Raw genomic sequence first — 26,496 nt, 5'->3', positions numbered from 1 at the left:
GCCCGAGCGCGATTTGGGATCCTGCCTACTGGCCGTCTCGGCCTCGGCCCCGTCGGCGCCGAGGCCGAGACGGCGCCCAGGCCGAGACGGCGCCCTGAGCCGCGCCTGCGCCTGCGCCTGGGGGGATAAGGAGACGGCGCGCGTCGTCCACAAGGCGACCGGTCGGCTGCTCGGCCTGACGCCAGCAGCGGACGGGCGAGCAAGGTCGCGCAGACAGTAGCAGGCCGCATGGCTGAGGCTTCCGGGTTGGCAGGCGTCTCCGGGAGCCTGCGTCTTTGGGAGACGCGTCGCTTCCTCGAGGGACGCAGCCTCCGAGTCCCCGGGCGCCTTGCGGCGCACAACGGTGCTTTTCCAGTACGGCGGCCGCTGCGTCGGCGCTGGGAGAGCGTGCTGGGACGTCGGTCGGTTCGCCGAGCGCGGAGAGGAAGCGGGCGATGTTCCTTGGCTCGGTCACCATGGCGACGAGCTTCATCCGCCCCTTGGTTCGTTCCACACGAGCTCGGTGCCGTCTTCGTGATAAGCCCCGTCGAGGAAGACCACGTGCAGGCTCACCGAGGTGGAACCGCCGCTCGCCGCGCCGGAGGAAGCGTCCTGCTCGGGGTCGGCGCAGGCGGCGTCGAGCAGCGCAAAGGCGAGCAGCGCGCCCGCGATCGTCCAATGTTGCGACATGGCGTTCTTCCTTGCTGCCTTGGTGGCTGGAGGAGGATCGAGGATACCGAAGTCCTGGTCCGCCGAGAAGCGATGAATCGTGGTCTGCGTGTAGGTGTGGCGTGAGCGATGGCCGACAGAGGTCCTGATAGAAGCAGACTGCGGGACTATAAATTTGACGCCCCACTGCGCCGGGACCATGCTCCGGCGCTGGTATGAAGCATTGTAACCAATACGGTAGATGGCTGCTGGTCGCAGCCCTGACCATCCCTGTTCCCGCCTGCGGGGACGACTCCACGGATCCCCCGGCTGACGCGACAGGGTCGGGCGGCTCCGGCGCAGGCTCCACCACCGGCACCGCCGGTGGCGGCGGCGACGGCGGCTCCGGCGCGGGCTCCACCACCGGCACCGCCGGCGGCGGCGGCGACGGCGGCTCCGGCGCGGGCTCCACCACCGGCACCGCCGGCGGCGGCGGCGAGGGCGGCTCCGGCGCAGGCTCCACCACCGGCACCGCCGGCGGCGGCGGCGAGGGCGGCTCCGGCGCAGGCTCCACCACCGGCACCGGCGGTAGCGGCGGCGAGGGCGGCTCCGGCGCAGGCACCACCACCGGCACCGGCGGCAGCGGCGGCGCGGGCGGCTCCGGCGCCGGCTCCACGGGCACCGCCGGCGGCGGCGAAGGCGGCTCCGGCGCCGGCTCCACCACCGGCACCGCCGGTGGCGGCGGCGCGGGCGGCGAGAGCGCGTCGGTCGAATGGCCGACGGTGACGAGCGAGATCGCGCTCGACCCGGAGATCGAGGACGCCATCGCCGAGCTGCTCGCGCAGATGAGCGTGGCGCAGAAGGTCGGCCAGATGGTCCAGCCCGAGATCCTGGCGATCACGCCGGACCAGGTCCGGGAGTACCACATCGGCTCGGTGCTGAACGGCGGCGGCTCCTGGCCGGGCCGCTCCAAGCACGCGACCGTGGCCGACTGGGTCGACCTCGCGGACGCCTATTACGCGGCCTCCATCGACACGAGCGGCGCGCCCGGCGAGCACCTCGGCATCCCCGTCATCTGGGGCGTGGACGCGGTGCACGGCCACAACAACGTGATCGGCGCGACGCTGTTCCCGCAGAACATCGGGCTCGGCGCCATGAACGATCCCGATCTCATCGAGGAGATCGGCGCCATCACCGCCGCCGAGGTCGCCGTCACCGGGCTCGACTGGGCCTTCGCCCCCACGCTCGCCGTGGTGCGGGACGATCGGTGGGGCCGCTCCTACGAGGGCTACTCCGAGGATCCGGAGATCGTGAGGAGCTACGCGGGCCGGATGATCCGGGGCCTGCAGGGCCGGCCGGCGGACAGCGCGGACCTGTTCAACGGCGCGCACGTGGTCGCGACCGCCAAGCACTTCATGGGCGACGGCGGGACCGAGCAGGGCAAGGACCAGGGCAACACCGTCTGCTCCGAGGAGGCTCTGCGCGACATCCACGCCCAGGGCTACCTCTCCGCGCTCGCGGCGGGCGCGCAGACCGTGATGGCGTCGTTCAGCAGCTGGAACGGCGACAAGATGCACGGCAATCAGTACCTGCTCACCGACATCCTCAAGGGCCAGCTCGGCTTCACCGGCTTCGTCGTCGGCGACTGGAACGGGCACGGCCAGCTCCCGGGTTGTAACAACGCGCGGTGCGCCGCGGCGATCAACGCCGGGGTGGACATGATCATGGTGCCCAACGACTGGATGGCGTTCATCGAGAACACCATCGCCCAGGCGGAGAGCGGCGAGATCCCGATGGCCCGCATCGACGACGCGGTGACCCGGATCCTGCGCGTGAAGATGCGGGCCGGCCTCCTCGGCCCCAGGGCGAGCAAGGGCGCCCCGTCGACCCGGTCGGTCGCCGGCGACGCCGCGCTCCTCGCCGCGCCTGAGCACCGGGCCGTGGCGCGCGAGGCCGTGCGCAAGTCGCTCGTCCTGCTCAAGAACAAGGGCGATGTCCTGCCGCTCAGCAAGTCGATGAACGTCCTCGTGGCCGGCAAGACCGCAAACAACATCCAGAACCAGTCCGGCGGCTGGACGCTGACCTGGCAGGGCACCGGCAACACCAACGCCGATTTCCCGAACGCGCAGTCCATCTACGCCGGCATCGAGGAGACGATCACGGCCGCCGGGCTGAGCGGCGCTGCGACCCTGAGCCCCGACGGCACCGCCGCGGCCGACACCTTCGACGCCGCGATCGTGGTCATCGGCGAGACGCCCTACGCCGAGGGCCAGGGCGATATAGGCAAGTTCGAGACGCTCGAGCACGCGAACCTCTACCCCGAGGACCTCGCCGTCATCGAGACCATCCGCGCCCAGGCGCCGAGTGTGCCCATCGTCACGGTGTTCGTGTCGGGCCGCCCGCTCCACACCAACAAGGAGCTCAACCGGTCAGACGCGTTCGTGGCGGCCTGGCTGCCGGGCAGCGAGGGCGGCGGCGTCGCCGACGTGCTCTTCGGCGATCACGAGTTCCAGGGCAAGCTGTCGTTCTCGTGGCCCTCGGCCGACTGCCAGACGTCCATCAACAGGGGAGACGGCGAGGAGCCGCTCTTCGCGTATGGCTATGGCCTCGTGACCACCGACGCCGACGCGCTCGGCGACGATCTGCCCGAGGTCTCCACGGGCCACGGCTGCGATGCCCCGGACCCGGGGGCGGCCGGCACCACGAGCGAGCCGCTCGAGATCTTCGTGGATGGCGAGGACAAGGGCGACTACGTGCTGCGCATCGGCGGCCCCTCGAACTGGGGCGGCATCGACGTGGGCATGGGGGCCACCCTGCCCGGCGGCGAGGTCAGCGTGAGCACGATCGACGGCGAGATCCAGGGCAGCGCCAAGCAGGTGACCTGGAGCGCGACGGGCCAGATCTACGCGCAGGTCTCGGCGGGCGCGCCCGGGGTCGATCTGTCGCCTTACTACAACTCGGAGACCTCGATCGTCTTCCGGGCGCGCGTCGATGCTCCGCCCGAGGGCCCGCTGGTCACGCTGTCAGCCCACTGCGTGTATCCCTGCCTCGGCGACATCAACGTCGCCAATACGCTGACCTCCATCGCGGACGGGGAGTGGCACGAGGTCTCCGTCCCGCTGAAGTGCCTGACGAACAACGGGCTCGACATCACCAACGTCAACACGCCCTTCCTCCTCTACTCGGAGTCGCCGATGGACGTGGCGATCGAGGACGTCCGCTGGGAGCCCTTCACCGCCGGCCCCACCCCCACCTGCACGTTCTGATCCTCTAGAGCGGCGGTCACCCGCTTCGGATACGGGCCCATCTCGACGTTTTCGGTGCTCAGCGCACCGGAGTGCGCTTCCGCGCCGAAAACGCCGATCTGGGCCCGTCTCCTGTGCGGGTGACCGCCGCTCTGTTTCTCATGTACCGGACGCGGCTGAGCACCGCTCCCGGGCGCCTTTCGGGCGCCCCGCTTCACCCCTGGAGCGCCGGCCGGGCCGCCACCGCGCGTGCCGGGCGCCTCCCGCGGCCGGCGTCGCTGCCGCGCGCCGCCGCCGCTCGGGTGGTGTACCCGGCGATGCGCGCGTAGCGCGTAGGTAAAAGAAGCCGGATCGCAGCGCGAAGCAGTGTAGCGCAGCAAACCGAAAGGGTGGGACCGCGGGCGTCGATGGCCCCCGCTGCCGAGCGCGTTCGGCATCTCGGGATCCCTGTCCTGAGCAGCCCGAGATCAGGCGTGGAGGCCGCCGTGTCGAGGTATCGCTCCACTCATGTCGGTGGAGGACCGCGCGGGACAGGATAGGCGGGGAGCTCGGGCCCCCTGCAGCGGCCATCCCGGCCGCCACGACGGCCGGACGGCGCGCGAGGGCCCCTCGGCGTCACTGGATCGTGCTGTCAGCGTAGTATCCGGCGCTCCCGCTCGGGACCGTCACGGCGCCGGTGCCGGTCGTGAACGTCCCGCTCGGCGTGACGTTGGTCGGGCCCTGCCCTGTCGGGATCGCCTGGTACCAGGTCAGCCGGGTGATCTTACCGTTGCCCGTGCCGATGCGCAGGTGCACGTCGCCGCTGTCGTAGCGGTATCCCCCGCTCACCGGGTCGGTCGAGAACGACGTCCAGGACGAGGACAGGGGCATCTGGAACTGCTGCGAGCCGCTCTGCGACGGCGGCGTGCCGTAGCCATCCGTGTGGCTGAAGGTCACGTTGCTCTGACCGAGGTATTGCAGGTTCGCCGTGGTCACGGAGAAGTACTCGGTGTTCGCCTGGTAGTTGCCCACGTTGGTCCCGCCGATCGCGAGGACCTGAAACAGCGGCTGACCGTTCGAGAAGGTCACCGTGTACAGCCGCCACGCCTTGTATCCAGTGTCGATCTGGGCTTCGCTTGCCGAGTCGAGCGCCTCGCTCTCGGCTTGCTCTGCGCCCTCGGCCATGATGCAGCCGGACGCCGCCAGAGCAAGGAAGGCCACCGTCCCCAACCGCATGATCAGGCTGTGCATCTGCATAGGAGTCACACCTCTCGACGTCGTTGCGTTGATCCGTTCCGCTGCTTGGCCGCGCTTTGCACATCCTATGCCACCCAGGGGCTGCTCTGCGCGGCGTCGATTGCGGCCGCGGAGGGTGCCCGCATGTCACGCATCAGCCACGACATGTCACGTGACATGTCACGCTGCAGCCGTGACATGTCACGTGACATGTCGCGACAGCCCCCGCGATGTCCGCGCTGGAGACCGCTGAACCGGCACACGGCGAGCCGCAATCGCATGGTAGGATTGCCGCCTTCTCGCCGCGCAGCACCGCGGCGATGTTCGGGGTGATCGCGCCGCGGATGGCGCGGCCGGCGAGCGCGGCGTACAGGGCTACCGCGCAAGAGCTTGGCGAGACGACGCGCATCGATCTGTACGGAGAGCGCACCGCCGCTCGACGCAGGCAGCTCGGTCGGCATCGAATGACTCTGATACCACCAATCGCCACATCCAACGGCGCCAGCATCGCATGCATCGTTCAATCGCAGATCCGCTGTTCTCCTCCAAGCGGCCCAACCAGCGGATGCTGCCGGTCGCATTTCACGCGGCGGCAGATCCGCACGTCCTTGGGCCGGCAGAGTGCGTGACGACGGATCGCACCCCCAGGGGAGGTATCGGCCCAACCCGGGCCCAGCGGTCAAGCTCCGGGCCTGGGGAGCTCGCCGTGACTGATCCGTCGCCTCGGGCGGCCGTGGTCGCCTCGCTCGCCAGCACCCTGAGCCGCGCCGTCGCCCTCGGGGATGAGGTGGCGGCCCGGCTCGTTCACGAGGCGCTCGGTCGGCTGCTCGGGCTGCCGGTGGCACCGGAGGGGTGAGCAGGCCTGGGCCGAACGTCGAGCCCGCCGCTCGCGTCGACTCGCTACCGGAGCCTTGCCGCTCGCCAGTGCCCGCAGGCTCTACTGGGATCGCCCGCGCGCGGCGGTTGCGTGCCGAAGCGCCCCGCAGGCATCCGGAAAGTGATGCCGGCAAGCAGCAGGCCTGTGCCGGGAGGCAAGCGCGGCGGCGTGCGCAGGCGACGACCCTCTCGCCGCGATGCTGCATGGCGACGCCATGGCGGAACTGCGGACGCCACGGGGAGCGGAGGGAAAACGAGTGGCGAACAGGCTCCTGCATGCCGGCACGGAGGCGGCACGCGCACCAAGCGCCTCGGCGCCAGAGAGCGCAGATTCAAGAACGTGCCTGGCACGCTGCTCATCCATGGTCCCAATGAGAGGCATGACCGTCACCTGCTCGGTGATCGAGATCATCGGCGTGGACAGCTCCGCTAGCCGGCTCTGCTGCAGCCGGATGATCTCCTCCTGCAACACTGCGCGGCTCTGCGTTCTCGCGCGCCGACATATCGAGCGCGAGGCGGGTGCTCGGCGAGCGCCTCCGCCGCCGCGGCAGCGAGCGTCGCGGCCCGCCCCCCCCCGGCCCGCCGCTCCGCCATGGGCGATAGCCCGGCGGGTTGTCGAAATTCGCGGCGAAAACGCGCCCTCACCGCGTGGCATGCGGCGTGCCGTGTCGGCGCCGTGTGGCCAGCGCGGCTCGTACCACGGGCGTCGTCTACGAGCGCCGTCGTCCGGAGAAGACGACGCTCTACGAGATCGTGCGCGACAACGTGGAGACGCTGTACGGGGCCATCGACGACGGCGCAATCGCCGTCCGGATACCCAAGCACGCGAAGAAGGAGCTCGAAGCCTACCTCGACTGCGGTCTGCTCTGCCGCGGGTTCGTGCGGCCCCGGTGCGAGCGCTGCGAAGAGGGTCGGCTGGTGGCCTTCAGCACCAGCGCGAGCGGGACGAAGCGGTTCGCGAGCAACAGCGCCCCGGCGGCGACCTCCACGCCCTTGATGAGCGGCACCATGTACCCCATCGCCGTCAGGGCATCCAGGAACGCCGCCGCGCGCTCCGGCACCGCGGGGGGCGGGATGAAGCCCAGAAAGCCGTTGAGCCCGAAGACGAAGAGCATGAGTCCGAACAGCACGCGCGCCACCGGAGGCCTGCCGACCCGTCCAGACTGACAGGCCCCGCGGGCGCAGAGCAGTCCGCGCCCCGGCAACACACCGCTTCCCGCACGGAACCACGAGCGGCGGTCCAGCATCCTCGATTCACGGGAAGACACCTGTGCACCGGGAGGACGGTGTGCGGAGCCTGCCCCGCGCTCGAGCCGCGTCCCGGCGAACCCCATCTCGATGTACTGAGCGTCCTCGGTGACCGCCGAGACGTGCGCGTACGCGTTCGAGCCGGGGTTGAAGCCCGAGACGATCTCGATGGCGATGTGGCAGCCTGTCAGGTCGTACCTGGCCTTCGAGATGACCGACGTGTGCTGTCCGGGCTCGGGGTCCGACAGTTCGAAGACGAGCTCGCCATCCTGCGGAGCGCCCGGGGGGACGCCGGTCGGTGGTCACGGACCATCAGCGCCCGGGCGAGGCGGCTTGCGTCTGGACCTCACGGACACGACGCTGGCAGCGCTCGTGGTCGGCGCGGGACTGATCCTCCGGGAAGCCGAGCAGGCGCTGGCGGATGTCGAGCGGCATGCAGTAGTTGGTCGCGGTCCACAGCTTCGGGTCGTCGGCGCCCGAGAGCGGCTCGAGGTCGCTCCACACGATCACCGTCTTGTCGTCCGAGGCCGTGACGATGCGCCTTCCATCGGGGCTCCACACCGCCGTGTTGACGGCATCGTCGTGCCCAAGGAGCACGAGGGGTTGTCCCGTGCCGTCGGCCTTCCACACGCGCACAGTCTTGTCCTGCGACGCGGAAACGATGCGCTGGCCGTCTGGGCTAAACGCCGCCGCGTAGACGGGGTCGTCGTGTCCAAGGAGCACGAGGGGCTGGCCCGAGCCGTCGGCCTTCCACACGCGCACCGTCCTGTCCTCGGACGCGGAGACGATGCGCTGGCCATCGGGGCTCCACGCCGCGCTATAGACGACACCGTCGTGACCACGGAGCACGAGGGGCTGGCCCGAGCCATCGGCGTTCCACACGCGCACCGTCTTGTCTTTCGACGCGGAGACGACGCGCCCGCCATCGGGGCTCCACGCCGCCCCATAGACGACAGCGTCGTGACCACGGAGCACGAGGGGCTGGCCCGAGCCATCGGCGTTCCACACGCGCACCGTCCTGTCTTCGGACGCGGAGACGATGCGCTGGCCGTCAGGGCTCCACGCCGCTGGATTGACGCCACCGTCATGGCCACGGAGCACAAGGGGCTGGCCCGAGCCGTCGGCCTTCCACACGCGCACCGTCCCGTCCCACGACGCGGAGGCGATGCGCCGGCCGTCGGGGCTGAACGCCGCCCCAAAAACGATATGGTCGCAACCACGGAGCACGAGGGGCTGGCCCAAGCCGTCCGCCTTCCACACGCGCACCGTCCTGTCAGAAGCGGCGGAGACGATGCGCTGGCCATCGAGGCTGAACGCCGCCGCGTTGACGCAGTCGCTGTGACCACGGAGCACGAGGGGCCGGACCGAGCCGTCGGCGTTCCACACGCGCACCGTCCTGTCTTCGGACGCGGAGACGATACGCTGGCCGTCGGGGCTCCACGCCGCCGTAGGGACGCGGTCTGCGTGACCACGGAACACGAGGGGCTGGCCCGAGCCGTCGGCGTTCCACACGCGCGCCGTCTTGTCAAAAGACGCGGAGACGATGCGCTGGCCGTCGGGGCTAAACGCCGCCCCATAGACGCTACCGTCGTGACCACGGAGCACGAGGGGCTGGCCCGAGCCGTCGGCGTTCCACACGCGCATCGTCCTGTCTTCGGACCCGGAGACGATGCGTCGGCCGTCGGGGCTCCACGCTGCCGTAAGGACGAAATCGTCGTGACCACGGAGCACGAGGGGCTGGCCCGAACCGTCGGCGTTCCACACGCGCACTGTCTTGTCCATCGACGCCGAGACGATGCGCTGACCGTCGGGGCTGAATGCCGCCGCATCGACGCGGTCGTCGTGACCACGGAGCACGAGGGGCAGTCCCGAGCCGTCACTGTTCCACACGCGCACCGTCTTGTCCCACGACGCAGAGGCGATGCGCTGGCCGTCAGGGCTAAACGCTGCTGCATAGACGACAGCGTCGTGACCACGGAGCACGAGGGGCAGTCCCGAGCCGTCAGCGTTCCACACGCGCACTGTCTTATCTGCCGACGCGGAGACGATGTGCTGGCCGTCGGGGCTGAACGCCGCCGCGAAGACGTGGTCCTCATGACCACGGAGCACGAGGGGCAGTCCCGAGCCGTCACTGTTCCACACGCGCACCGTCTTGTCCCACGAAGCGGAGACGATGCGCTGGCCATCGGGGCTGAATGCGGCAGACCAGGCCAAATCCTCGTGGAGGAGCACCATCGTGGCGACGCCTGCACCCCGTGCCCACCGCGCAAGCTCGCCCCATCCCGGCGGCGCCGGGCCCGGCTCGATCTCGCGGAGTAGCGCGAGCATCGTGGTAGGGTCTCCCTGGCACTCGCGGGCCGCGGCCATCCGCGTGGCATTCCGGGCGCTCGCGGCGCTGCGCTCTGCCTCGGCCCTCTCCGCCTCGGCCCTCTCCGCCGCCCGCTTCGATTGGACCGCCAGAGCGGAGACCAGGAGCACGACCAGGCTCAGGGCACCGAACAGCACCGCGACGACCTGCCTCCTCCTCCGTCGTTCCCGCTCCCCCAGCGCCACCACCGCCGCGAGGTAGCGCGCCTCCCGCGCGCCCTGCTGCGCGCCCGCCGCCGGGCCCTGCCGCTTCTGCCAGCGCCGGGCTTCCTCCGCCGCCTCGCCTCGCCAGAGCAGGCCGTCGGTGCAGCCGCTCGCCTCCCATTGCTTGGCCGCGGGGCGCACCCGGGCGAGGAACTCCGCCGCCTCCTGGTTGTCGTCCAGCCATCGCCCGAGCTTGGGCCAGCTCTCGATCAGCGACTCGTGCACGAGCTCCACCGTCGGGAACGCGCGCTCTTCGGCGGTCTCGATCAAGAGCAGCCGCGCCTCGCAGAGGCGGAAGACTACCCGGTCCACGGCGTCTAACTGTTCGTCGAGCTCTCGCAGGTCGGGCAAGCTCACCACGGCGCGCGTCCGCTCGGGTGAGACCAGCCGGAGGAAGATCGCCCGGCAGAGGCTCTGCTCGATCCCCGAGAGACCTGCGAGCACCGCGTCGGCATGGGTGGAGAGCGCGCCCGCGACACCCCCGAGCTTCTCGTAGCTCTCTTGCGTCAGGAGCCGGCGCCCACGATCGCGCGCCTCCCACAGCTTGGTCGCGGTGAACTGCAAGAGCGGCAGGGGGCTCGCCGCGCTCTCCAGGGCGCGGAGCATCGCTAGCGTCATCTCGGCGGTCTCGAAGCGATAGCCGAGAGCCTCGACCGGCCGCATCAGCGCCGCCACGAGGCCGTTCGGGTCGAGGGGCGGCAGGAACCAGAGCCCGCGGGTCACCTCGGTCATGAGCCGGCGATCTTCGGCCAGCCGGTCGAGGAAGTCCGAGCGCATGCAGAGCACGACGCGGAGCGGGGACAACGCGTCGTCGGCGACGCCCTCCAGGCACGCGACGAACGCGGCCCGCTCCGCCGGATCGATGCCCTGCGTGTAAAGCTCCTCGAGCTGATCGACGAAGACGAGAATCTTGTGCTCGGCGCTCTGGCTGCGGCAACGCGCGCGCAGCCGGGCGCCCAGGAGGCCGGGCTGGGCGCGCAGGGCCGCGATGAGCGCGTCGGGATCGCTCGCCGAGGAGAAGGCGTGCCAGCTCGACGCGTCGGGTGGAGCTCCCGTCGTCACCGGCGTGGCCGCGATCTGCGCGAGCAGGTCGGCGAGCGCGTGGAGCGGCCTTCGCCCCGGCCTGCGCGTGAACGCCTCCCAGGGCTCGCCCGAGCGCTTCAGCGCCGGGATCACGCCCGCGCGCACGAACGACGATTTTCCCGCGCCGGACGGCCCGGCAACCATCACGAGCGGCTGGCTGCGAAGACGTCCGACGAGCGCGGCGACGTCGTGATCGCGCCCAAAGAAGCGCCCGGCGTCCACCTCCTGGAACGCGCCCAGCCCGGCAAAGGGGCTCTCGTCCTCGCGGAGCGCCGGCGCCTTCGCGCCCGGCAGCAAGGGCTCGAGCGCCGCGATGAGCTCCTCGGTTCCGCCGAAGCGCTCGTCCGGGCGCTTCTTCAGGCAGCGATCGATCACGTCGCCCAGCGCGCCCAGGTCGGGACGCGTGTCGCTTGCGCGCGGCATGGGCACGTCGAGACGCCGAACCTGCCCGAGTTGCCCCACCGCGAACGGCGCGAGCGGGTGCGTCCCGGTGCAGAGCTCGAAGAGCATGATCCCCACGGCCCACAGATCCGTCCTGGGATCGACCTTCTCCGCCCGCCATTGCTCCGGCGCCATGTACGGGACGGTGCCGACGAGCGCTCCTTCCTGCGTCAACGCCGGTAGCCAGCGCGAATTCGCGCCCTGGGCCGCGAGCCGCTCGATCTCGTCGGCGTCGAGCTGCTTGGCGATACCGAAGTCGAGCACCTTGATCGGCCCCGCCTCGGTCAAGAAGACATTCTCCGGCTTGAGGTCACGGTGCACGATCCCGAGCGCGTGGGCGCAGCCCAGCGCGCGCACCACCGGGAGCATCAGCTCGACCGCGAGGCTCAGCGGCAGCGGCCCTCCTCGCTCGACCAGGAAGGCGCGCAGCGTGCGGCCCTCCAGGTGCTCGAGCACCATGTAAGGAACGCGGTCGACCTCGTCCACATCGTGGATCACCACGATGTTCTCGTGCTTGCAGCGCGCCGTGGACCGCGCCTCGGCGAGGAAGCGCTCGGCGCTCCGGCCGTCGGACTCGAGGAGGACCTTGACGGCGACCAGTCGGCCCAGCTTGGTGTCGCGGGCCAGGTAGACCACGCCCATGCCACCCTGGCCCAGCTTGCGGATGATCTCGTAGTGCTTGAGGGTGGAGTCCACCTGCGGAGCCGCGACCGCCGGGTGCAGGGGTCGCGACCGCAGGGCTGCGGTGGCGATCCGCGCGCGACCGAGGGCGCCCGTCGCGTCGTCCTGATCGCTGGTCTGAAGGACCTCCCCCGGCGGCGATCCCTCGGCGACGCCACGCAAGGATTCTCCCGGAGGCACCGCCACGCTGCTGAACTCCAGCTCGGCCAGCCGAGCGACGATGACGCGGCAAACCGCACATCCGTCGATGTGGTGCGCGATCGCTTCGAAACCTGACGGATACGCGGCGTACTCTGCGAGCTGGTTGTCCGTGGGGCAGTCCGACGTCGGCTCGATGGTGCCCGACTCTTACCACACGGAGCGGGGCTGTCAGGCGACACGCCTTCTTGACGGCCCGCGCCGACATCAGCCATTCTCCGCAGGTGGATCGAGCGAGCGGTCTCTCCTCTGCGTTCGCGGCGGGCCTCGGCGGGGGCGGGGTGATGCCCGAGGCCGATCCCGGCGCGACGATCGCGGCGCTCTTCGAGGCGGGGCAGGCGGCCTTCCCGGCCATCGCCGTCGAGGCGACCGCGCTGGCGCGCTACCTCGGCGAGCGTTGCTCGGCCGCGGGCGGCGCGCTGCCGCCTCCGTCGCTCGCGGCGGACGTCTACCTGGCGTGCGCCTGCGTCCTCGGGGTACCGGGTGCGCACGCCGCGTTCGAGCGGGAGTTCTCCGGGGTGATCGCGCGCGCGGCGGCCCGCGTCGAGCCGTCGCCCGCCTTCGCCGACGACCTCCGGCAGGTGGTCCTCGAGGGCCTCTTCAGCGCGCCGCCCTCGGCCACGCCGAAGATTGCCGGGTACGCGGGGCGTGCGCCGCTCCGGACTTTCCTGCGCGTGATCGCGGTACGCACCGCGATCAACCTGCGGCGGCGCAAGGCGGACATGGCGAGCACCCCGCTCGACGAGGAGCGGGAGATCGCCGCCTCCGTCGACGTGGAGGCCGCCTACCTCGAGGCGCGCTACAAGGCCGAGTTCGAAGAGGCCGTGCGCGTCGCGATGGGGCGCCTCTCGCCGAAGCAACGCGCGCTGCTTCGCCTCCACCTGCTCGACGGCCTGAGCATCGACGTCCTGGGCGCGCATTACCAGGTCGGGCGCGCCACGGCGGCGCGCTGGCTTGCGGCCGCGCGCGAGGCGCTGCGCGAGGGCACGCGCGCGGAGCTCGTCGCCAAGCTCGGCCTCACCGAGTCGCAGTACGCGAGCCTGGCCAGGTTGATCCGGGGCCGGCTCGACGTGAGCGTCGCCTCGCTCCTCCGTGAGTAGGCACACCTCGCCAGACTATTTTTGAGACTTCGTCCGCCTCACGGTGACTTCCCGGTAGGCACGCGGGTGTGAGCCCCCGGCCCTCCTGGCGAAGGAAGGGTCTGGCACCACCGCGAAACGCCGTGGATCGTTCGGCGACGTCGCACGTCGCCGGGCGGGAGGGCTGCGCTTCGCGTAGCGCACGTGGGGTGCCGCCTTGTCTCGGGAGACAAAAGCTAGCCCCGCGCGCGCGAAGGACGTTTGCGGCCGTCGGGGTAGCCATGCCCTCGCCAAACTATTTTTGAGACTTCGTCCACGTCGCAGTGACCTTCAAGTGGGCAAAGCGATGTGGGCCCCGGTCCTCCTCCCGAGGGGAGGGATCTGGCCACACCGCGGGGGGGAGCGCTGTAGACGAATCGGCGAAATCGCCGAGAAAAAAAAAAAAAAAAAAACAACGAGAAGCATCATGCAATCGAAGAGCATCAAGAACGACGCAATCACCCGCGCGCCGCGTTCTCCTCGCTGGGTACCGATGGGCACGCCTTCACGACCTGCTCGCCCTCGCTTCGCCTCCTTCCTCGCCACCGCCGCCCTCCTCGCGTCGGCGCCGCTCGCGTGCTCGCCCGCCCACGATGCGACAGGATCAGATAGCTCGGACGCCGCGAGCGCGGCGCCTTCATGCAGTCCGGCGGAGGCCTCGTGAGCGCCGGCCTCGCCTGGTGGTGGGGCACTTCGCACACGCAAGCCGCCGAGAACTACCCTGGCAACAAATACCTGCGCACGGCGGTCGCTGAATACGATCCGCTAGACAGAAACGTCGCTGAAATGGATTTGAACAGCGTTGAACACCGTTGGACAGCGCCAGGCAGCGCCAAGCAATGACGATGGAAGCTCTCGCCTCTCGGCCAGCCGTGATTGCCCACGCGAGCCCTCACATCGTGCGAGATCACACGCCTCGTAAAGGAGACACCATGAGAAATACATTCGCCTTCGCCATGTTCGGAGCCACGCTTCTCGCCGCCACGGCGAGTGCCCAAGCGAGCACAAAGAGTGTTCGTGTCCTCTACGTCGTGCCGAGCGACGCGCAGCGAAGTGACCGCGCCGCTCTCGTCGCGAACGCCGTCGAGCACAACCGTCAGACATGGCATAACTACGGCGCCACGATGACCACGGACGACGTCGTGACGGTTCAAAGCCATCATGACGCGAACTGGTTCCTGACCAACCCCGACGGCTTTCACGGCGGCCTGGCAGAGTGGTACTGGCTCGGAAACGCCTGCAACGCGGCCAGGGACGTGTACCCTGACGCCTGCACGGGAGACGCCAACCACAAGTACATCATCTTCCTGGAGGCCGACATCTCGAGCGTGAACGGCAACGGGGCGGCCGCCAACTTCGGCGCAGCCGTCATGCCCAAGTGGATCATCGATGGAGCCGAGCAGGGGGACCTGCGCAGGGTCGGAAGCATCGGCCACGAGCTCGGGCATACGTTCGGCATGCCGCATTCCGACTGCGCGTCGCAATGGCCTACGAAAAACATCATGTGCAATGGCGACTACTACCCGCACAACCGGCTGAACCACCTCGACTACCCCTACCTGTTCAGCGCTGAGAGCAGTGCCTATTTCGAAGAGACTCCATCTGATCTGTTCGACGTCGGCCAGGGGAAGGTCCTCGCCGGAGAGATCTGGAAGACCCAGCTCGGGCTCGACCTCGAGGGGTGCGCGCTCTCCTGCCTGAGCGACCCTGACTGCAGCTCCTTCGTTCACTTCGGCACGACGTGCGAGTTCAAGGAAGGTCGCCTGAGCGAGGCCTGGGATGTCCCTGGGTATACCTCGGCTCAGATCAAGATACCCGCCGACGGCGCCGTCGAGAAGAAAGTTGCGCCGATCTGGCCCCCGCATAACGCGACGCAGGTGTGCCGGCAGGTGTGCGACATCTGGAGTAACGTCCCCTGGACCGAGTCGAGCTGGACGGGGACCTGGTGGACCCCCCCGGAGAATGAATGGTCAGTTTGCCTCTGCGACTACAATCCTGACTACAATCCGTGAAGCGATACGCCGGGGCATGCGCTCGCGCATGCCCCGGCGGTGGCCGAGCTCGGCGCGAGCGACTCGACCCCGGTCCACCCTACTCCACAGGAGTGTTCATGCACCTTCGTTATGCCTCCAGGTTCCCGTTTGCCACGACGGTCATGTGCGCCGCGGCGTCCGCCTCTCTGGCCGCGTGCGGCGACGCGGGCGCGCCCGGCGAGGTCGCCGGCATCGACGCCGAGGAGCGCGCCGCGGAGCGCCGGCAGGCGCTGTCGGCCCCGCTGGATATCGAGCCGCTGCGATCGCTGATCCTCACGAAGGTCACCGACCCGCAAGCCATGACCCGGTTCCCGCTCCAGTTCGTCCTCAATCAGCTCATCATCAGGGCGGGGACCTTCGATGAACAGACCCCCCTCGATCTCTACCGCCGCTGGTGGGACTTCTTCAACCTCTCCGTTGGAGCTCAGTTCCCCGACGCCATCCATTGCGACGACCAGACCAACAGCGAAGGTTTTCCCGCGCTCAACGGCTACCGGATCTCGTGCGGCCGGAGGGAGGGCCGCCTCGCCACGAGCGATCCGTTCGACCCGGATTCGCCGCACTTCGTGGAGCCGATCGCGGTCGTGAACCGCTTCGATCTGGCGCCGCTGGACGGTTCGCACTGCGGCGAGTACCGGATCGTCTACGCCAAGAAGACGGCCGGCATCGCCGACCGCAACCTGTTCATCTTCGAGGCCCAGCTCCCGAACCCCCACCCCGAATGCGGCCTCGCCGCATGCCTCCCGGTGGCCGAGTTCTGGGCGCGCCTCTCGACCCTGGACGCGGCCGAGCGCGCCAACGAGCTCGAGACGTTCTTCACCGTCGGCCTGCTCGACGCCGGCTTCGGTCCGGTGCTCCACCCGGACAACTTCGCCGACGCGGTCCACGGCCCCGGAGGCCGCCGCGGCACGGGCCAGATCCGCACCAACCAGTTCATGGGCAACCCCGGCGCCCCCGGGCAGGTCCAGCCCGGCCAGATCTGGCAGCTCCGTGAGTTCAAGATCGCGAAGACCCCCGACGGGCCGAACGGCGGGGATCGGCTCACCTTCAAGCCGGTCACGGTGAAGGAGAACCCCTTCGGCGAGCTGTTCAGCACGAACTTCGACCAGAGCGACTTCCGCTACACGTGGTTCATGGACGACTTTCTCGAGTCGGTCGACAAGCTCACGACCCTCAGCGGCGACATCAACGACATCCAGCTCAAGAACTCGAGGGAGGCCCTCTACAACGCGGGCCAGAGCACCGTCGACAACAGCAACGACTACCTGAATCAGCTGCTGCCGGAGTTCAATTCGCTGCCGAACCTCGATCTGCGCGACCGGATCCAGGCCGAGCTCGTGCGCCTCGGGCGGGACAGCGTCTTCACGCCCGCGGACGTGGCCAACCGCGCCACCACCCAGTCGTGCGCCGGGTGCCACCAGCTGAGCGCCGGCGACTCGCTCGGCAACAACGTGACGTGGCCCGTGGAGGATACGCCGCTCCGGTTCGTCCATGTCAAGGAGGACGGGGAGCTCTCGACGGCGCTCACCGATTTCTTCCTCCCGCACCGCGAGGGCGTGCTCGAGGATTTCCTCGCGGCGCACGCGGACGGGAACACGTGCTCCACGCCGACGACCTCGGCCGCGCTCGCGGTGGAGAGCGACGAGGCGGTCCCCACGCTCGGCGGCGCGACGACGCACTGAACGCTACGCGCGTGTCAGCGCGACGACGAACTCCAGGAACGCGCGGACCTTGACCGACATGAGCTGCGCGGAGTGATGGTACGCGTAGAGGGGATACGTCTCCTCGGCCCACTCCGGGAGCACTTGAACCAGCCGTCCGTCGGCCAGGTGCTCGCGCACGTAGAGCTCGATCACCTGCGCGATCCCTTGGCCTGCGAGGCACGCCGCGAGGAGCGGAGCGCGTAGGTAAAAGAAGCCGGATCGCAGCGCGAAGAAGTGGTGCGCAGCAAACCGAAAGGGTGGGACCGCGAGCGTCGTGATGGCTCGGTCCTGGGTCGAAAGAGCGTGGTCCGGGCGGCGCCGAGCGCGCTAGGGGCGCATCGGCGTGCCGTGGGCACACGTGTCCGTCCGGGCGTTGGTCTGGCCCGGGAGGCGCATCGCGAGACGCTATGCGGCGTCACCGGGCGCCTTGCGGCGCACAACGGTGCGCTGCAACGCTCGGGGCTCCGGGTCGCCTGCGGCGCCCTGCGCCCCGAACCCCCAGTACGGCGGCCGCCGCGTCGGCGCTGGGAGAGCGAGCTGGGACGTCGGTCGGTTCGCCGAGCGCGGAGAGGAAGCGGGCGATGTTCCTTGGCTCGGTCACCATGGCGACGAGCTTCATCCGCCCCTTGCAAGCTGGGCACTCGAGGACGTCGATCGCACATGTGCGGCGCAAGAGCTCGGCGCGGTTTGTCGACCGCCCGATAGCCGCCACGCTTGCGTTTCGAAGCGGCGTCTTCGTCCGCCTTCGTAGGCTCTTCTGGCTTCGCAGGGCGCGGTCCGATGCGCTTGCGCGCCAACGTGGGCGACTTGCCGAGGCGAGCACGCCAGCGTAATTGACGGTGTGAAAGCGCGGCGGCGGGACGCTGGCCGCGAGGCGGCACAGGAGCGAGAGCGGATCCATGTCCACCGCCACAGTCCCCCCCCGTGTCAGAGAAGTTGTCGCCCCCTCTGATCCGCTTACGCAGGATCAGATCACCGGTTTCGGGGAGCGGAGACAGGCTTTGAGGTGAGAGAGTACTCAGAATCCTTCAAACGAAAAATCATCCAACGGCTCCTCGCACCAGGAGGACCGACGGCGGTGGCGCTGTCTGCGGAGACCGGGGTGCATCAGACGACGCTCTCGCGCTGGCTTCGCGATGCTCGTAGGGGCTCAGCGCACGCACCGTGGCCCGCTGGCGAGCTGAGGCCGGTGGCGAGGACGGCCGCGCCGGCCCGCACAACGCCCCGGTGCACAAGCTGACCGAGGCCGAGCGCCGGCGCATCGTCGAGACGGCCAACAGCCCCGAGTTCCGCAACCTCTCGCCCAAGCAGATCGTGCCGCGCCTGGCCGACCGCGGCGTGTATGTCGCTTCTGAGTCGAGCTTCTATCGCGTCCTTCGCGAGCAGGGGCTGCTGGCGCACCGCAATCCGGCGCGACCGGCACGCGCCCATCGTCCTCGCGCGCTCGTCGCCAACAAGCCCAATCAGGTGTGGTGCTGGGACATCACCTACCTCAAGAGCTCGGTGCGCGGAGCGTTCTACTTCCTGTACCTGATCGTGGGCGTCTACAGCCGCAAGATCGTCGGCTGGTCGGTCGAGGCCGAGGAGTCGATGCTCGCTGCTGCTCGGCTCGTCGAGCAGACCTGCGGCCGCGAAGCCGTGGGCTCCGGCTGCCTGGTGCTGCATGCGGACAACGGCGGGCCGATGAAGGGCTCGACCATGCTCGCCACGCTCCAGCGCCTGGGCGTGGTGCCCTCCTTCAGCCGCCCTCGTGTCAGCGACGACAACCCCTACGCCGAGGCCCTCTTCCGCACTCTCAAGTACCGGCCCGAGTACCCCCGCCGCCCGTTCGCCACCGTGGAGCAGGCGCGCCAGTGGGTCGAGCGCTTCGTCGCCTGGTACAACGGCGAGCACCTGCACAGCAGCATCCGCTTCGTCACGCCCGACGAGCGCCACCGGGGCCGCGATGGCGCGCTCCTCGCCGCCCGGCACGCCCTCTACCAGCGCGCCCGCCGCAGGACGCCTCGGCGCTGGACCGGCCAGACACGCAACTGGACGCCTATCGGCCCCGTGACCCTCAACCCCCACACGCACGAGGTCCAAGCACTCACGAGGATGTGACCGAATCAACGGACAACTACCTTGACACCCACCGGTGACCGAGCCAAGGAACATCGCCCGCTTCCTCTCCGCGCTCGGCGAACCGACCGACGTCCCAGCTCGCTCTCCCAGCGCCGACGCGGCGGCCGCCGTACTGGGGGTTCGGGGCGCAGGGCGCCGCAGGCGACCCGGAGCCCCGAGCGTTGCAGAGCACCGTTGTGCGCCGCAAGGCGCCCGGGGACGCCGCATAGCGTCTCGCGACGCGCCTCCCGGGCCAGACCAACGCCCGGACGGACACGTGTGCCCACGGCACGCCGATGCGCCCCTAGCGCGCTCGGCGCCGCCCGGACCACGCTCTTTCGACCCAGGACCGAGCCATCACGACGCTCGCGGTCCCACCCTTTCGGTTTGCTGCGCACCACTGCTTCGCGCTGCGATCCGGCTTCTTTTACCTACGCGCAAGCACCACCTGTCCGTCGACTGCGACAAGGTCATCCTGTATTGCAGCGGTGACTTCACCTCGCGGCGCGGCGTCGGCCCCGGCAGCATCTCCCACCACCCCGCGGGCGTTCCACACGGGCCGCACCCCGGGCGCGTACGAGGCGAGCCTGGGGAGCCGCGGGACGAGCGAGCTCGCGGTCATGCTCGACACGATCCGCCCGCTCTCGGCCACCGCAGACGCCATCGAGGTGGAGGACCCGGGCTACCAGGACAGCTTCATCGCAAGTCCAGGATCGGGGCCCGGCAGCGCATGACCGCGCGGCGGGGTTCGAGCCGCCGGACGAAGGAGAGCTCACGAAGGGGGCGTACGCGCGGCTCCAGCCGCTGCGCGGCGCGGGCGAGATCGAGGTGGCGCCGCCCTCGTTGCTGCTCGACGTCGAGGGCGAGGAGCTGGCGACGAAGCTCGTCCAGCGCTTCGTGATCGAGCGGAACGGCTCGGTGAGGGAGCGGCTGTGGCGGCTCGCCTACAGCCCCGACGACCCGCTCGACGACGCCGAGGCGCCGGTCGAGCGCGACGTCTGCGGGCTGGGCCACATCCCCGAGACCATCTGGCAGCTCGTGCGCGACAACGTCCTGCGCTGCCTGTAGCCTCGATCCGCTCGCCCCTCCCGTGGCCAGCGCCGGGCTGCGTGGTCGCCGGCGCCTGCTCGCCGAGCGCGCGAGGCCGGAGCGAGAGGCGGCGGGACAGTCCGGGTTACGAAGACGATGGAACACGATGCACGGGAGAACGCGGAGGAGCTGCGGCGTCGCGTCGACGAGCTGACGCGGTCGCTCGCGGAGCACCAGCAGACGGTGGCGCGGCTGGCGGAGACCGAGCAGCGGCTGTCCCGCTTCGTGGACGCCTCGCCGGACGTCATCGCCATCAGCGAGCAGGGGATCCTCGTCGAGGTGAACGCTCGCGTCGAGGATCTCATGGGGTATCAGGCCCACGAGATGATCGGCCGGAGCGCCCTGGATTTCGCGGCGCCCGAGGACCGGCACATCGTGATCGATCACGTCCGCTCCGGGAGCGAGGTGACGTACGAGCACCACATCCTCCGGAAAGACGGCTCCCGGTTCTTCGCGGAGGTCCGCGGCCGGAAGGTCCCCTATCAGGGCCGGTCGGTGAGGGTCTCGATCATCCGGGACATCACCGACCGGAGGCGGGCGGAGGAGGCGACCCGCGTCGCGCTCGTGCAGCGGGAAGCGCTCCTCGCCCAGCAGGCGATGGTGGCGCAGCTCTCGACGCCGCTGCTGCCGATCACCGACGACACGCTGATCCTCCCGCTCATCGGCGCGGTGAGCCCGGAGCGGGCGAGCGCCGTGATCGAGGTCCTCTCGCGCGGCGTCGCCGAGAGGCGCGCGCGGGTCGCCATCCTGGACATCACGGGCGTGCCCGACGTGGACGAGCAGGTCGCCGACGCCTTGCTGCGCGCCACGCGGGCCGTCCGCCTCCTCGGGGCGCGGGCGATCCTCACCGGGATCCGCCCGGAGGTCGCCCAGCACATCGTCCGCGCCGGCATGGATCTGACCGGGATCACGACGTGCGGCACCCTGCAGCAGGGCGTCGCCGACGCCCTGCGTCGGCGCTGACCCGCGCTCAGGCGCCAGCTCCGTCGCAGGCCGAGCCCCCCAGCGCCTCGCATCGAGTCGATACCACCGGAGGTGCTGCTCAACGGCCTCGATCACTTCGAGCGTGTGGGTGTCGAGGCAAGAGGTGGCGTCGGAGCGCCATGGCTCCCGCGCCTGCCGCGGCAACATGGCTCGTTGGCAGTACGAGGACTCATGACGCGATCCTCGTGCTGCGTAATTCCCCTCTGAGCTCCCTCATGAGCTGGGAGGCGAGGTCGCGCTCGGCCGGAGTGAGCCCCAGATACATATACGCCAAGGAGATCTGCTCGGGGGAGTAGCAGCGGATATGCGGATTGAAGATGGACGCGAGCTTCATCACCGCCCGCACGACAATGCTCTGAGTCACCACCGCGAGCGGCGGAGGGTTGGGATAGCCCTGACGTGCCACCACCTCCATGGCCTTACGCTGCCGCCCATCAGGGGATCCACCATCGGTCCACACCAAGACCCTCAGATTGGGAATGTTCACGTTCTCACGCACGTGATTGAGATAGATGTTCCACTCAAGATCCGTGGGCGCACACTCGTTGTGCACGACCACGGAGAGACGGTCCTGAGTCTTCCAGGTCAGGTTCTTCCCCATAGGGTCTATCTTCCCAGAAATTCGGGTACTTTGTCGAGCCAGTAGGGTACAGTCGTACGGTAACATGCCTTCCGCTTGGTGCGACGTCGCGGTAATCCCAGGTGTTTCAGGCGTGGAAGACCTGCCTGATCGCACAAGGCCCGTTCTGTCAATGATCTCGTACAGTCGGACTGCACGAGCCAGGAACGGCTCCGGGAATCTTGACGTTGCGGAACGCGTTTGCTTGTCCCAACCCGGCGGAGCAGTCCATGGCGCAAGCGCATCGGACCGCGCCCTGCGAAGCCAGAAGAGTCTACGAAGGCGGACGATGACGCCGCTCCGAAACGCAAGCGTGGCGGCTATCTCGACCCAGGACCGAGCCATCACGACGCTCGCGGTCCCACCCTCTCGCTCTGCCGCGCTACACTTCCTCGCGCTGCGATCCGGCTTGATTTGCCTACGCGCCGAAGCCATCGAGATATTCGTGACGACGATCGCAGGCGGCATCCTCGCGGCCGCTTTGCAGTCGGCCGTGCTGCTCGCCCCCATCCCGCTCGCGATGGTCGCCGCGACCACCTTCGCCGCGTGGCCCGCGAAGCTCCACGTCGGCGCCGATGGCGTGCTGCTCACCTGGCACTGGAAGCGCCGCTTCATCCCGTATTCGAGTCTCGCGCGCGCTTCGCGGTTCGAGCGCGCCTACAATAAGCGCACGATGGTCGGCGTCGAGCTCGCGCTCGTGACCGGCGAGGTCGTCTCCATGTGACCTCGGGCCCGGCGGAGTCGACCATCGCGATGATCATCGAGCGGATCCGCGACGCATCGGAGTGCTCCGCCGATGGCAGCGTCACGGCGGCCGCGCTCGTGCGCGGGAGCCGGCCGACGTCCCAGTGGATCGCGCATCTCCGCGCGATCGGCGTGGGCGCGAACGTGAATCACCGTCGCGCGCCGATCGAGCCCGCGCAGCTCTTCCGCGTGCTAGAGGACGGCGGGCAGCCGCCCCCGGTGCGCGCGGCCGCGGCGCTCGCGCTCGCGTCGCGCGGCGAAGAGGACACCCGCGCGCGCCTGCGCGTCGCTGCCGAAGCGACGGTCGCACCGAAGCTCCGCGTCGCGCTCGAAGCCGCGGCGGATCCCGCACGGGACGCCGAGATGCAAACCTTGCTCGAAGAGCTGGAGGAGGAAGAGCAAGAGAGCGCGCGGGCAGAATAGCGCGGAGGGCGCCGAAGCGCGTGCCGAGGCCGGCGCCCAGCTGCCAGCGCGTGACGCCGCTCGTGTAGCGAGTCGCGAAGTCGTGGCGGAGATTTTGGATCAAGCCCAGATAGCCGACGCGACCGGGCTCGAACCACACCGAAAGGGGCGCGGCGACTGCTACGGTCGCCAGACGCTCTTCGTAAAACTTCTCTGAAGTCACCGCCAACCAGAGCGAGGCGTCGACTCTGAAAAGGCGATGAGGAAAAAGGCGCGTCACCACGCCCAGGCTCGTCGACGGGAGGTCTCGGTGGCGGTGGCGGCTCCGGGCAAGGCGGCAGCAGGGGGCGCCCCGTTGGGCCACACCGAAGCCGCCCTCGGCGGAGAAACAGGCGGAAGCTATCAAAATCGCTACTATTTCCGGCGATCGTTCGTCATCGACCGGTGTTTCTGGCGGGACGATTCCGCGAGGGCGAACCGTCGCGATCCGTCGGATGCCCCGGGATTTTGGGAGGGCGTGACGACGGATCGCTCCCCCTCGGGAGGCATGGGCCCAACGCGGGCCCAGCTGCCAAGCGCCGGGCCTGGGGAGCTCGCCGTGACCCATCCGTCGCCTCGGGCGGCCGTGGTCGCCTCGCTCGCCAGCACCCTGAGCCGCGCGTATCCGTTCGGCGACCTGCATGCTGTCCTGAGGCCCAAACGCTGCGTAAAACCCTGCGCCGGAGGTGTCGATGGACGAAAGCAGAAGCACCTGGCGCGATCGAGTGACGCGCTGGCACAAGAGCGGGCACTCAGCCCGCGTGTTCGCGGAGCAGGAGGGCGTCAACGCCGGGACGCTCTACTCCTGGAGCCGCCGACTGGGGATGAAGCGGAGCGAGTGCCGGCAGCGCCCAGACGCGGCGAAGCTGCCTTCATTCCTCCCGGTGGTGGTAGCCTCCCCGGAGGCGACGGCGCTCTCCTCGGGCGCACCGCTTGAGGTCGTCCTGCCCGACGGCGCGGTCGTCCGCGTCCCGCCGTCGTTCGACGAGGTTACGCTGGCGCGCGTTGTTCGTGCGCTCGGGGGGGCGCGATGATCCCTGGCCGCGTCTCGATCTACGTTGCCACCGAGCCGCTCGATCTGCGGCGCTCGTTCGATGGTCTCGCTGCCGTCGTGCGCGAGGTGCTGCGACAGGACCCGCTCTCCGGAGCCCTGTTCCTCTTTTTCAACCGGGCGGCCGACCGCTGCAAGGCCCTTTGGTGGGACCGCAGCGGGTACTGTCTACTTTACAAAAGGCTTGAGCGCGGGGCATTCCGAGCCCCGCGTGCCGTCACTCCGGGAGCCACGAGCGTCATCATCGACGCCGCCGAGCTCGCGAAGATCCTTGAAGGCATCGCCCTTGCGCCTTCGAAGTTGCGGAGAGCGGTCCCGTTCGCCGAGACCGCATCGCCTCCGGCGCTCTGATCCCACCTGACAGCTTCGCACGCTCCCGGGTAGCACCCACGGTTGCATTGCATCGAGCGGCGGAAATTTTCCTCAACAAGCCCCTTCAAAAAGCAGGAGCTCACGAGTACTTACAGCGCCGTGAGCAAGCCGGTCGAAGAGCAGATTCGCGAGCTCAAGGACAAGCTCGCACGCGCTGCCCACGAGCGGGACGAGTACCGCAAGCTCTACGAGCTCGCCAGCATCGAGCTGGAGCGGTTTCGCCGGCACATCTTCGGCCAGAAGGCCGAGCACGTCGACCCAGCGCAGATGCAGCTCGCCTTCGACGCGATCTTGCAGATGCTCGCGGGCGCCGGTGCGCAGCCGGACGCGGGCGCGACCGGCTCGCCAGACGGGCGCGATGGCGCGGCGCCGAACGGCTCCTCCGGAAGCGGGGACAAGGGGCGTCAAGCCCGCCCGCACGGGCGGCAACGCCTGCCCGAGCATCTGCCGGTCGAGCGGATCGAGCTGTTGCCGCCGGAGGCGCAGGACGAGCGCGCAACCGCGCTTGTCCGCATCGGCGAGGAGGTATCGGAGACGCTCGAGTGGCGGCCCGCGAGCTTCGTGCGGCTGCAGATCGTGAGGCCGAAGTTCGCGGTCAAAGGTGAGCCCGAGCAAGGCATCACGATCGCCGACGTCCCCGACAGCCCTGTTCCGCGCAGCCTCGCCGGTCCGGGTTTGCTCGCGCACGTGCTGGTGAGCAAGTACGCGGATCACTTGCCGCTTCACCGGCTGGAGAAGATGTTCGAGCGCTGGGGCCTTCACCTCTCGCGCTCGACGCTGTGCGGCTGGGTCGAATCGTGCGCCAACAAGCTCGCGATCCTTGTCGGGGCGATGGCCAAGGACGCCCTGAACGCGCACTGTATCGCCATCGATGCCACCGGCGTGCTCGTGCAAGCAAAGGACAAGTGCCGGCGGGGCCACTTCTGGGTCTTGGTGGCGGACCGAGAGCACGTCCTGTTCCGATTCACGCCGCACCACAACCAGGATGGCCCGAAGGAGTTCCTTCGCGGCTACAAGGGCTATGTCCAGGCCGACGCCTCGAATGTCTACGAGCAGCTCTTCCGCACCGAGCAGGTGACCGAGGTCGGTTGCTGGGCGCATTGCCGGCGGAAGTTCTTCGAGGCGATGACCTCCGACCGGGAGCGCGCGACGGTAGCCATCGGCTTCATTCGCAAGCTCTACGCGATCGACAAGGCGACGAAGGAGCTGCCTCCGAGCCGTCGAACCGAGCAGCGCCGAACGGATGCCGAGCCCGTGCTCGTGGCCTTCCGCGTGTGGCTTGAGACAGAGGACCTGCTCGTCCTGCCGAGGAGCCCCATCGCTGGCGCCATCGGCTATGCGCTCAACCAATGGACCGCGCTCAATCGCTTCCTCGAGGATGGTCGGCTCCGCCTGGACAACAACCGGAGCGAGCTTGAGCTCCGCCGTGAGGCCGTGGGCAGGAAGAACTGGATCTTCGTGGGCAGCAAGGACGGTGCCGAGTGGAACGCCACCATCGTGTCGCTCATCGCCTCCTGTGCGCTGCACGGTATCGAGCCCTGGGCCTACTTGCGCGACGTGCTGATCCTGCTGCCCACCTGGCCGCCTGAGCGGATCATCGAGCTCGCTCCCAAGTCCTGGAAGCAGACCCTCGAGAACGCCGACGCTCGGCAGCGGCTCGCGGCCAGTCCGTGGCCCCGGGCGCCGGCCGCGGCGCCCAGCTGATCGCAGCTCAGCGTCGCCGTCCGATGTGGCGGGCACGGACGCCACCTTGCCGCCCGCCGGGCGCGCCGCTCGCCGGCTTTGGCGCGCTGGCGACGCCTCGTCGATGCTCGCGCGGTCGACGCGTGGCTTCCGGCGCCTTGTCGACGACTCGGCCGAGGCATCGGTGGCACGTGGCTTCGCCGCGGCGCGCTTGCGGGCGACGTGCACGCGGGCGGCGACCTCGGCGTCGACCGCCGCTTCCTCCGCTCGCTGCTGGGTCCAGCCACCCTTCCTCGCAGGCCGCTCTTGCTCTCGCATCGCGCCGCGAATCTACGGCGACGGCGCGCACCACGCGAGGATGGGGTCTACAGAAC

19 protein-coding genes and 3 pseudogenes are annotated in these 26,496 nt (G+C 69.4%); 17 read left to right on the top strand and 5 right to left on the bottom strand.

Annotated features, from left to right (window positions below; all coding sequences use genetic code 11):
• Window positions 1-468 precede the first annotated feature (468 nt).
• Window positions 469-669 (bottom strand): hypothetical protein, encoded by a 201-nt coding sequence (locus tag WMF45_RS12260; protein WP_437717088.1) that lies wholly within the window; start codon window positions 667-669, stop codon window positions 469-471.
• Between the two features lie 194 nt (window positions 670-863).
• Here WMF45_RS12260 and WMF45_RS12255 point away from each other — a divergent pair, with 194 nt between their 5' ends.
• Complete coding sequence (locus tag WMF45_RS12255; protein WP_437717087.1) at window positions 864-3,893, top strand: glycoside hydrolase family 3 protein; 3,030 nt, start codon at window positions 864-866, stop codon at window positions 3,891-3,893.
• A 594-nt stretch (window positions 3,894-4,487) separates the two neighbouring features.
• Here WMF45_RS12255 and WMF45_RS12250 read toward each other — a convergent pair.
• Entirely contained in the window at window positions 4,488-5,108 is a 621-nt protein-coding gene (locus WMF45_RS12250) for a hypothetical protein (protein ID WP_437717086.1), read from the bottom strand.
• 685 nt (window positions 5,109-5,793) lie between these two features.
• Here WMF45_RS12250 and WMF45_RS12245 point away from each other — a divergent pair.
• Both WMF45_RS12245 and WMF45_RS12240 read left to right on the top strand, forming a co-directional pair.
• Window positions 5,794-5,943 carry a hypothetical protein gene (locus tag WMF45_RS12245; protein WP_437717085.1) on the top strand — a complete coding sequence of 50 codons (150 nt, stop codon included), beginning with the start codon at window positions 5,794-5,796 and terminating at the stop codon, window positions 5,941-5,943.
• 698 nt (window positions 5,944-6,641) lie between these two features.
• Entirely contained in the window at window positions 6,642-7,130 is a 489-nt protein-coding gene (locus WMF45_RS12240) for a hypothetical protein (protein WP_437717084.1), read from the top strand.
• 393 nt (window positions 7,131-7,523) lie between these two features.
• On the opposite strand, the gene WMF45_RS12235 is transcribed toward WMF45_RS12240, so the two are convergent.
• Entirely contained in the window at window positions 7,524-12,149 is a 4,626-nt protein-coding gene (locus WMF45_RS12235) for an nSTAND1 domain-containing NTPase (RefSeq protein ID WP_437717083.1), read from the bottom strand.
• Window positions 12,150-12,409: 260 nt separating this feature from the next.
• Between WMF45_RS12235 and WMF45_RS12230 the strand changes: the two genes are divergently transcribed.
• The 4 genes from WMF45_RS12230 to WMF45_RS12215 all read left to right on the top strand — a co-directional run bounded on the left by WMF45_RS12230 (window position 12,410) and on the right by WMF45_RS12215 (window position 17,018).
• Window positions 12,410-13,285, top strand: coding sequence for a sigma-70 family RNA polymerase sigma factor (locus WMF45_RS12230; RefSeq protein ID WP_437284702.1), 876 nt, complete (start codon window positions 12,410-12,412; stop codon window positions 13,283-13,285).
• Between the two features lie 678 nt (window positions 13,286-13,963).
• Window positions 13,964-14,146, top strand: a complete 183-nt coding sequence (locus WMF45_RS12225; RefSeq protein ID WP_159397735.1) for a hypothetical protein — start codon at window positions 13,964-13,966, stop codon at window positions 14,144-14,146.
• A gap of 89 nt (window positions 14,147-14,235) precedes the next feature.
• Window positions 14,236-15,315 (top strand): hypothetical protein, encoded by a 1,080-nt coding sequence (locus WMF45_RS12220; protein WP_437717082.1) that lies wholly within the window; start codon window positions 14,236-14,238, stop codon window positions 15,313-15,315.
• Window positions 15,316-15,413: 98 nt separating this feature from the next.
• Entirely contained in the window at window positions 15,414-17,018 is a 1,605-nt protein-coding gene (locus WMF45_RS12215; RefSeq protein ID WP_437717081.1) for a hypothetical protein, read from the top strand.
• A gap of 3 nt (window positions 17,019-17,021) precedes the next feature.
• Here WMF45_RS12215 and WMF45_RS12210 read toward each other — a convergent pair.
• Window positions 17,022-17,231, bottom strand: a pseudogene (locus WMF45_RS12210) (LysR substrate-binding domain-containing protein); the annotation flags it as partial.
• Between the two features lie 814 nt (window positions 17,232-18,045).
• Between WMF45_RS12210 and WMF45_RS12205 the strand changes: the two are divergent.
• The 5 genes and pseudogenes from WMF45_RS12205 to WMF45_RS12185 all read left to right on the top strand — a co-directional run bounded on the left by WMF45_RS12205 (window position 18,046) and on the right by WMF45_RS12185 (window position 21,191).
• Complete coding sequence (locus WMF45_RS12205) at window positions 18,046-18,279, top strand: transposase (RefSeq protein ID WP_437717080.1); 234 nt, start codon at window positions 18,046-18,048, stop codon at window positions 18,277-18,279.
• Window positions 18,201-19,139, top strand: a pseudogene (locus WMF45_RS12200) (IS3 family transposase); the annotation flags it as partial. The gene WMF45_RS12205 and the pseudogene WMF45_RS12200, both read left to right, overlap by 79 nt.
• Before the next feature lie 445 nt (window positions 19,140-19,584).
• Window positions 19,585-19,873: pseudogene (locus tag WMF45_RS12195) on the top strand (homogentisate 1,2-dioxygenase); the annotation flags it as partial.
• Window positions 19,874-19,967: 94 nt separating this feature from the next.
• Window positions 19,968-20,207, top strand: coding sequence for a hypothetical protein (locus tag WMF45_RS12190; protein ID WP_437717079.1), 240 nt, complete (start codon window positions 19,968-19,970; stop codon window positions 20,205-20,207).
• 117 nt (window positions 20,208-20,324) lie between these two features.
• Entirely contained in the window at window positions 20,325-21,191 is an 867-nt protein-coding gene (locus WMF45_RS12185; protein WP_437717078.1) for a PAS domain S-box protein, read from the top strand.
• A gap of 190 nt (window positions 21,192-21,381) precedes the next feature.
• Here the strand turns inward: WMF45_RS12185 and WMF45_RS12180 are convergent, their stop codons facing one another.
• A complete protein-coding gene (locus WMF45_RS12180; protein ID WP_437717077.1) occupies window positions 21,382-21,813 on the bottom strand; it encodes a hypothetical protein in 432 nt (143 codons plus the stop codon).
• A gap of 463 nt (window positions 21,814-22,276) precedes the next feature.
• On the opposite strand from WMF45_RS12180, the gene WMF45_RS12175 reads away from it, so the two are divergent.
• The 5 genes from WMF45_RS12175 (at window position 22,277) to tnpC (ending at window position 26,143) form a co-directional block, all read left to right on the top strand.
• The gene (locus WMF45_RS12175; protein ID WP_437717076.1) at window positions 22,277-22,555 is read left to right on the top strand and encodes a hypothetical protein; all 279 of its coding nucleotides are present in this window, start codon (window positions 22,277-22,279) and stop codon (window positions 22,553-22,555) included.
• Window positions 22,552-22,998 (top strand): hypothetical protein, encoded by a 447-nt coding sequence (locus WMF45_RS12170; RefSeq protein WP_437717075.1) that lies wholly within the window; start codon window positions 22,552-22,554, stop codon window positions 22,996-22,998. Before WMF45_RS12175 ends, WMF45_RS12170 begins: the two co-directional genes overlap by 4 nt.
• 710 nt (window positions 22,999-23,708) lie before the next feature.
• Window positions 23,709-24,050, top strand: a complete 342-nt coding sequence (tnpA, locus tag WMF45_RS12165) for an IS66 family insertion sequence element accessory protein TnpA (protein WP_437709629.1) — start codon at window positions 23,709-23,711, stop codon at window positions 24,048-24,050.
• Complete coding sequence (gene tnpB, locus WMF45_RS12160; RefSeq protein ID WP_437709627.1) at window positions 24,047-24,418, top strand: IS66 family insertion sequence element accessory protein TnpB; 372 nt, start codon at window positions 24,047-24,049, stop codon at window positions 24,416-24,418. The genes tnpA and tnpB overlap by 4 nt, the downstream gene beginning before the upstream one ends.
• Before the next feature lie 42 nt (window positions 24,419-24,460).
• On the top strand, window positions 24,461-26,143 hold the full coding sequence (tnpC, locus tag WMF45_RS12155; protein WP_437709625.1) for an IS66 family transposase: 1,683 nt from the start codon (window positions 24,461-24,463) through the stop codon (window positions 26,141-26,143).
• Window positions 26,144-26,496: the final 353 nt, after the last annotated feature.

It is taken from the genome of Sorangium sp. So ce448, assembly GCF_051520915.1.
In the GTDB taxonomy this organism is placed as follows: Bacteria; Myxococcota_A; Polyangia; order Polyangiales; family Polyangiaceae; genus Sorangium; species Sorangium cellulosum_B.
The sequence above is the reverse complement of the archived record's forward strand: the minus strand, read 5'-3'. Positions and strand labels throughout refer to the sequence as shown.